Annotated in this window: 10 protein-coding genes; 4 read left to right on the top strand and 6 right to left on the bottom strand. The window is 64.8% G+C overall.

Annotated features, from left to right (window positions below; genetic code table 11):
• The 3 genes from AOQ71_RS47480 to AOQ71_RS08370 all read right to left on the bottom strand — a co-directional run.
• The coding region (locus AOQ71_RS47480) for a caspase family protein (RefSeq protein WP_245316803.1) at positions 1 to 999 on the bottom strand (999 nt) is incomplete at its 3' end.
• A gap of 23 nt (positions 1,000 to 1,022) precedes the next feature.
• Positions 1,023 to 1,151: a hypothetical protein gene (locus AOQ71_RS49660; RefSeq protein WP_283809584.1), complete on the bottom strand. Its 129-nt coding sequence runs from the start codon at positions 1,149 to 1,151 to the stop codon at positions 1,023 to 1,025.
• 104 nt (positions 1,152 to 1,255) lie between these two features.
• Positions 1,256 to 1,999 carry a hypothetical protein gene (locus AOQ71_RS08370; protein WP_057744379.1) on the bottom strand — a complete coding sequence of 248 codons (744 nt, stop codon included), beginning with the start codon at positions 1,997 to 1,999 and terminating at the stop codon, positions 1,256 to 1,258.
• A gap of 226 nt (positions 2,000 to 2,225) precedes the next feature.
• Between AOQ71_RS08370 and AOQ71_RS08365 the strand changes: the two genes are divergently transcribed.
• Together AOQ71_RS08365 and AOQ71_RS08360 are read left to right on the top strand one after the other, a co-directional pair.
• Positions 2,226 to 2,555 (top strand): DUF6949 family protein, encoded by a 330-nt coding sequence (locus AOQ71_RS08365; RefSeq protein WP_057744356.1) that lies wholly within the window; start codon positions 2,226 to 2,228, stop codon positions 2,553 to 2,555.
• Between the two features lie 82 nt (positions 2,556 to 2,637).
• Positions 2,638 to 3,168 (top strand): gamma carbonic anhydrase family protein, encoded by a 531-nt coding sequence (locus tag AOQ71_RS08360; protein ID WP_057744353.1) that lies wholly within the window; start codon positions 2,638 to 2,640, stop codon positions 3,166 to 3,168.
• Positions 3,169 to 3,243: 75 nt separating this feature from the next.
• Here AOQ71_RS08360 and AOQ71_RS08355 read toward each other — a convergent pair whose 3' ends face one another.
• On the bottom strand, positions 3,244 to 3,594 hold the full coding sequence (locus AOQ71_RS08355; RefSeq protein WP_162268334.1) for a hypothetical protein: 351 nt from the start codon (positions 3,592 to 3,594) through the stop codon (positions 3,244 to 3,246).
• On the opposite strand from AOQ71_RS08355, the gene AOQ71_RS08350 reads away from it, so the two are divergent.
• Both AOQ71_RS08350 and AOQ71_RS08345 read left to right on the top strand, forming a co-directional pair.
• Positions 3,542 to 3,850, top strand: a complete 309-nt coding sequence (locus tag AOQ71_RS08350) for a hypothetical protein (protein WP_057744345.1) — start codon at positions 3,542 to 3,544, stop codon at positions 3,848 to 3,850. The genes AOQ71_RS08355 and AOQ71_RS08350 overlap by 53 nt on opposite strands.
• Before the next feature lie 103 nt (positions 3,851 to 3,953).
• Positions 3,954 to 4,307 (top strand): hypothetical protein, encoded by a 354-nt coding sequence (locus AOQ71_RS08345; protein ID WP_057744342.1) that lies wholly within the window; start codon positions 3,954 to 3,956, stop codon positions 4,305 to 4,307.
• A 220-nt stretch (positions 4,308 to 4,527) separates the two neighbouring features.
• Here the strand turns inward: AOQ71_RS08345 and AOQ71_RS08340 are convergent, their stop codons facing one another.
• Positions 4,528 to 5,022 carry a hypothetical protein gene (locus AOQ71_RS08340; RefSeq protein WP_057744338.1) on the bottom strand — a complete coding sequence of 165 codons (495 nt, stop codon included), beginning with the start codon at positions 5,020 to 5,022 and terminating at the stop codon, positions 4,528 to 4,530.
• Positions 5,023 to 5,289: 267 nt separating this feature from the next.
• Positions 5,290 to 6,021 (bottom strand): aspartate/glutamate racemase family protein, encoded by a 732-nt coding sequence (locus AOQ71_RS08335; protein ID WP_057744334.1) that lies wholly within the window; start codon positions 6,019 to 6,021, stop codon positions 5,290 to 5,292.

The raw sequence follows: 6,021 nt of genomic DNA, 5'->3' as shown, positions 1-6,021 counted from the left end.
CTCGTCCTCGGCTTGCCTCGCCTTTTCCGCGGCGGCGGCCCGGGTTTCTTCGGCGACAATCTTGCTCAATTGGCCCTTGGCAAGGTCGGTATAGAAGCCGCTTGGGTAGCGGTTGATGAAAGAGGACCATACGTCGCGGGTACCGATCTGAAGGGCCAGTTCGTAGTCGCGCCGGATTTCGCTGTCGGGATTTGCCTGCGGTCCAGCCGCGACCGGCTTCGCCGGAACGAGCGACACGTCATCGCCGCCGAGCGAGCCATAGACAAAGGGCTCCTGCTTGTTGCCGGTGGCCTTGAGCACGTCGTCGCGCACGAATCGAAAGGCCTTGCCCAGATCGAGCCCGGGCGTCGGCAGGCGTTCGACCAGCGCGGTGGCAAACGGGCTGTTCTTGCTATCACCGTCCGAGGCGGTCGAGCCCGCCTTCGCCGCGAACGCGATCATGGTGTTCGGGCTGGTCGGTTCGACCTTGGCAAGGCCGCGGCCGATCGCGCGCGAGGCGACCGTCCGCTTCATGGTCTTGGCGAAGGGATTGTCGCGGCAGGCATCCAGGATGACGAGGCGCAGTTGCTTGGCCGGCTCCACGGCGAACAGCGCGCGGTCGAGCGCAACGGTCTCGTCGAGCACGTCGCCGTCCGTCTCCAGCGCGGCGTCGGTGGGGATCAGGTAGTTGGTGCCGTCGAGCTCGATGCCGTGCCCCGCATAGTAGATGACCGCAACGTCGGCATCGCGGGTCCGGCTCGCGAACTCGCGCAGCGCCCTGCGCATGTCGGCGGCGTTGAGGTCGAGCCTGACATCGACATTGTCGAAACCGGCAGTCTTGAACATGCCACCGAGCAGGGTGGCATCGTTCACCGGGTTGGTGAGTCGCGGGGCGCTCTTGTAGGCGGAATTGCCGATCACCAGCGCGACGCGTTTTTCGGCGGCCAGCGCAGAGCCGGTCCCGAACCAGGTCGCAAGCCAAGCCGCAGCAATTAACCAACCAAACAGCCGAAGCTGCATTCCAGCCCCCGAATGCAATAGTCTCAGATTATCCGCAGCATGGCGAAATGCAATTTGCGGTCTGTGACATCAGTCACATTGCCGGTCACCGCGCCATCGAAATCAATTTCTCCATGATGCCCATCATGCCCTGTTTCGGGCGACGGCGTCAAGGGAAATTTCGAAAAATACGAAATATTGAAAATCAGAAGCCGGGGACAGCCGCCTGGCTACTGTGCATGGGGTTGTTTTCGAGTTCGTGTCGCGGCGGCCGCGCTCAGCCCTTCGGCCCGCGCAGCTGCGCGGTCAGCCTGTCCATCGCTTCCGCAACGCCGCGCCATTGCGACAGCCAGCTGCGCGGAAAGCGGAAGGTGAGGTCGGCGCCGCCGACTCGGCGCTCGGACAGGCACATGCCGGGCGTGGCTGCATCGCGCATGCATCGCGCGGTGAGTGCGGGGGAGCCAGCGGAATACAGATCCTCGCCGTCATAGGGCGTGTCGCTGCGGAAGGAGCGCATCGTCAACCCGTCGTCCGGCAGCCTCGCTGACGGGTCGAGATAGCGCGGATAGATCGTCGTCGTCCGCTGCTCGGGCGAGAGCGCATCGTGATGCGCCGCGATCGACAGGAAGATGCGGTCGATCGGCTGCATCGCCGTGTCGACGGTATCAGCGGTGACATGCGTCGGCCCGCTCGGTGCCTCCAGCGAGGGATAGAGGAAGTCGAGGTCGATGCGCTCCTGCGGTCCGGAGTGCCGCTGGATCTTCATGCGGATCGCGGAGATCGGCAGGTTGAACAGCGTGCCGCCGACGCTGACGGGCAGCTTGTCCGGCGCGTCAGTGCCGCCCGTGCTCCAGGTCGGCCACAACAGATAGGCCACCAGCCCGATCGCGCTCGCGGCGAACACACCGGTGAGCGCGAGCGGGACGAGATGGGTCCGGGCACGCGCCTTTGCACTCATCTTGGCGTTCATCTTGGCATTCGTCCTGGAAGAGCGTGGGGAGGTTGCCGAAAACACCGTCATGAGGTCGCGCAAAGGGATCCGGGGCCGGTCGGCCGATGGCCGACGAATCACCGGCGAATATGCCACGTGGCGGCGATTTGGCGGAAGGCTCCGGGCTGCCGGGAGCGGCGGGGGCTCTGCGCAGGCCGGGCGGCGGCGTTAACCTTCGCTTAAGGATAATGTAGCGTTAACCGGCACTATTTGTCACAGGAAGGGTCCTCGCGTTGCGTATGGGCGGACTGTTCCGATGACACCTGAAGCTCTCAACACCTTCTTCTCGATCTGCATCGGCTTTGCGCTCGCGGGTGCGCTCGCCAATGGTTACCAGGCGCTGTCGCAGCGCCCCGCAGGCTTCGGATTGCTGCAGGAGGGCGTGGCGCCGAAGACGTTTGCGGCCGTGCCGTTCCTGGTGTTCGCGGCGCCCTTCATCATCATGCGCAATACGCTGCGCGGCATGCGGCTCGAAAGCCGCCGCTTCGAGTTCGTGATGATGGCGACCGTCATCGCCTGCTTCTGGAGCATGATGAGCGGCACCTTCTTCCTGATGACGCTGCGCGCGACCGGCGTCATTGGCTGACGCCTTGCAGGGCTGCGCGGCAGGCCTTTGCCTCCACGGCGTCGTTTCGCTATGGCTTGGGTCGACGTGACAGGAGACCTCCATGGCGATCTACGAGCTCGACGGGCAGGCGCCCGATCTTCCCTCCGACGGCAACTACTTCATCGCGGAAACCGCGACCGTGATCGGCAAGGTGCGCCTGAAGCCGGGCGCGAGCGTCTGGTTCGGCGCGGTGCTGCGCGGCGACAATGAGTGGATCGAGATCGGCGAGGGCGCCAATGTGCAGGACGGCTCGACCTGCCACACCGACCTCGGCTTTCCGCTCGTCATCGGCAGGAACTGCACCGTCGGCCACAACGTCATCCTGCACGGCTGCACCGTCGAGGAAGGCGCGCTGATCGGCATGGGCTCGATCGTCATGAACGGCGCCAGGATCGGCCGCAACAGCATCGTCGGCGCCGGCTCCGTCATCACCGAGGGCAAGGAGTTCCCCGAACGCTCGCTGATCATCGGCTCGCCGGCGCGCGTCATCCGCACGCTCGACGATGCCCAGGTGCAGAAGATGGGCAACGCCGCAAGATTCTATGTCGCCAACGGCCCGCGCTTCCAGAAGGGGCTGAAGCGGATCGGCTGATCCGGGCTTCGGATCGCCTATGAGATCGACCTGAACGACGGCCGCGCCGCCGCTTAGCGGCCGTCCGGAGGAGCGTCAGTTTCCCTCGGATTCCCGCGCTTCGATTGTGCCGGCGACCTTCTCATGCCCGGCTGCCCACAAGGCGTGCTCGTCGCTGCCGTCGGTGTAAGGGTTGGCTTCGGCCGGAATGTTTTCGCGCGCCGCGCGCTCGCCTTCTGCAAAGGGATCGCGATCCGTCATCATGATTTTGCCTCTCACAGTCTCGCGCGCCGCCGCCTTGGTCGCTGCGCGGTCGAGTTTCAAGCTGATGTGACGGGATTTGTTCCGGAACCTGTTTTTGCTGCAACCGTTGATCGGGCAGGGAGATTTTCCAATGGCCCAGACGTCCGCAAGCGCTTCGATCAAGATGTTGGTCGTCGTCATCATCGGCCTCGCCGCAATGCCCGCTGTCTCGTTCGCACAGACCACCGGCGGTGCGACCGGATCGACCGGCGGTGTCGCCAATGCGCCGGCGCCGCCCGGCACCAACAGTCTGGGTACGGCGCAATCCTCCGGCGCGAACACCGCGCCGGGTGTCACCACCGGCGCAGCCTCGGGCACGAACCCCGACGCCGATGCCACGGTAAGCGCCGAGAACCGCCTGCTCGACAAGAAGATGAAGAGCATCTGCCGCGGCTGCTGACGCTCGCGCGGAAGTGAGCCGGTCCTGCTGTCATCGACGATCAAGTGACATTAGCTTGCTCCTGTTTTGCAGTGTGGAGCGTTTCCACGCGGAGGGTGAGTTGATGTTGCGCAAGTTGATCGTGGCCGCACTGGCCATCGCGGCGGTTGGTCTCGCAGCGCCCCAGGCGGCGCAGGCGCGGGGCGGTTTCGGTGGCGGCGGCCATTGGGGTGGTGGCGGCTGGGGCCACGGAGGCTGGGGCCATGGTTGGCACGGCGGCGGCTTCTGGCCGGGTGTCGCGATCGGCGCCGGCATTGCGGGTGCCGGCTATTATGGCGCTTATGGCTATGGCTACCCGTACTATGGCGAATACTACGGCGTCGGCTACGAAGACTACGGTGCGCAGTGCTACCTGGTGCCGCAGCGCGTGATGACGCAATGGGGCTGGCGCGTCCGCCGTGTTCAAGTCTGTGAATAGAAGCAACTGCTATGAGGGCGCTGCCTGGCCGAGGCACCAAATTACCTCGGTATCAAAAAACAAGGCCGTTGACGCAGTATACCGTCAACGACCTTGCCAGCCCCGGATATTGAAATCGGCTCACGCCATCCGGTAGAGCCGAACATGGCCCGGAATCACACCGACAAATGTGATCCATTTCACATCCGGCGAAAATAAAGGGTCGCGACGCGGGATCTAATCAGCCCCTCGCGCGTTTGCGGGCGCTGGCATGGACGCGGTGGCGCGCCGGTTTCCTCGGAGTAACCGATGGCGTGTCGGCCTCGGTGGACCGGACGCTGGCAAAGGATTGCCGCAGCCCGTCGATGGACTCGTTCAGACTGGTGACCTGATCCGACAGGCGCTTGGTGTCGGCCTGCTGCGAGGCGAGCAGCTTCTTCATGCTCTGGAGCTGGTCCTGCACGACCTGGAGTTGATCGATCGATTCCTGCTGGGTCGCCTCCAGTCCTTTGGTCTTCTCGACCAGTTGTTCGGACGCCTGCGCCGCGCGCACCTGAAGCTGCCGCGAGGCGACCACGCGGTCGGTCTCAGGCGCAGCGCCGGTATAGGCGCGCCAGATCGCGATCGAGGTGACGCCGGCGATCAGGAGCAGCAGCGCGGCAGCCGTCAACGCGATCGGCTGGGCGCCAAGACGAAGAAGGGGAGTGGACGGTGTGTCCTCTGCGAGATCGATCATCGCTGACAAGACCCAAATTGAAACTTGGTGAGTGGCGAAGAGCGGCAGCACAAGAACGCAGAACAAGGCGGCCGGGGCGTCCGAAAGTGTTACTTTTCAGCAACAATTGGGACAAAAAGGTGGCCACTTGAGGAAAAACCGAGGATCCGCTGGAGCTTCGGCAGCGCTTAAGGACGGGCTGCCTTCAACGACGGCTGGATCGTCATGCGATAGACGATGAACGCGGTACACCGTCGAAGGTCCGCGCCGTCAGTGCGCAGCAGACGCTCAGGGCTGAAACGGTGCAAACGGGCCTGAGTATGCCTTCGCGCGCGGCGCCGCGTAAGGCCCAAGCCGGGATGTCGCGAGCCCGAGCCGGACCAGTCCTTCCGCCAGCGTCACTGCGGCGGCAACGCCATCAACCACGGGCAGGCCGTGGGTGCCGGCGAGTTCTGCCGCAAGATCGGCCATGCCGGCGCAGCCGAGCACGATGGCCTCGGCGCGGTCGTCGCGGATCGCTGCCGTGATCTCCGCGGAAATCTTGCCGAGCGCCTCTGTATTGCGCTCCTCGAGCGCGAGCACCGGGACTTCGGCGGCACGGACGCGGGCACAGCGCTCGGCCAGGCCGTATTTCCGCAAATTATGTTCGATCGGCACGATGGAGACGCCAAGCGTCGTCACCACGGCAAAGCGTGCCGCGACCAGGCTCGCCATGTGAAAGCCGGCTTCGCCGATGCCGATCACCGGCGCTTTCGCCACGGCACGTGCGGCATCGAGGCCGGTGTCGTCGAAGCAGGCGATGATGTGCGCATCCGCGCCGTCGCAATCGGCCTCGCGGATGCAGCCGAGCATGCCGGGCACCGCGAAAGCCTCGTCGTAGAATCCCTCGATCGAAACCGGCCCCATCGCGGGCTGGCGCGCGTCGATCACCGTATCGGGCAGTGCGATGGCGCGCGCCGCCGCGGCGATCTTCGCCGTCATCGTCGCCGTGGTGTTGGGATTGACGACGTGCAGTCGCAT

The sequence above is a fragment of the Bradyrhizobium manausense genome (assembly GCF_001440035.1).
Classification (GTDB): domain Bacteria; phylum Pseudomonadota; class Alphaproteobacteria; order Rhizobiales; family Xanthobacteraceae; genus Bradyrhizobium; species Bradyrhizobium manausense.
This window is presented reverse-complemented; position numbering and strand designations above follow the sequence as displayed.

Coding starts and splice junctions, on each gene's coding strand:
- AOQ71_RS08345 (WP_057744342.1), top strand. CDS start 3,954: ATGTTGCGCAAGTTGATCGTGGCCGCACTGGCCATCGCGGCGGTTGGT.
- AOQ71_RS08335 (WP_057744334.1), bottom strand. CDS start 6,021: ATGCGACTGCACGTCGTCAATCCCAACACCACGGCGACGATGACGGCG.
- AOQ71_RS08340 (WP_057744338.1), bottom strand. CDS start 5,022: ATGATCGATCTCGCAGAGGACACACCGTCCACTCCCCTTCTTCGTCTT.
- AOQ71_RS08365 (WP_057744356.1), top strand. CDS start 2,226: ATGACACCTGAAGCTCTCAACACCTTCTTCTCGATCTGCATCGGCTTT.
- AOQ71_RS08360 (WP_057744353.1), top strand. CDS start 2,638: ATGGCGATCTACGAGCTCGACGGGCAGGCGCCCGATCTTCCCTCCGAC.
- AOQ71_RS08355 (WP_162268334.1), bottom strand. CDS start 3,594: ATGATGACGACGACCAACATCTTGATCGAAGCGCTTGCGGACGTCTGG.
- AOQ71_RS08370 (WP_057744379.1), bottom strand. CDS start 1,999: ATGACGGTGTTTTCGGCAACCTCCCCACGCTCTTCCAGGACGAATGCC.
- AOQ71_RS08350 (WP_057744345.1), top strand. CDS start 3,542: ATGGCCCAGACGTCCGCAAGCGCTTCGATCAAGATGTTGGTCGTCGTC.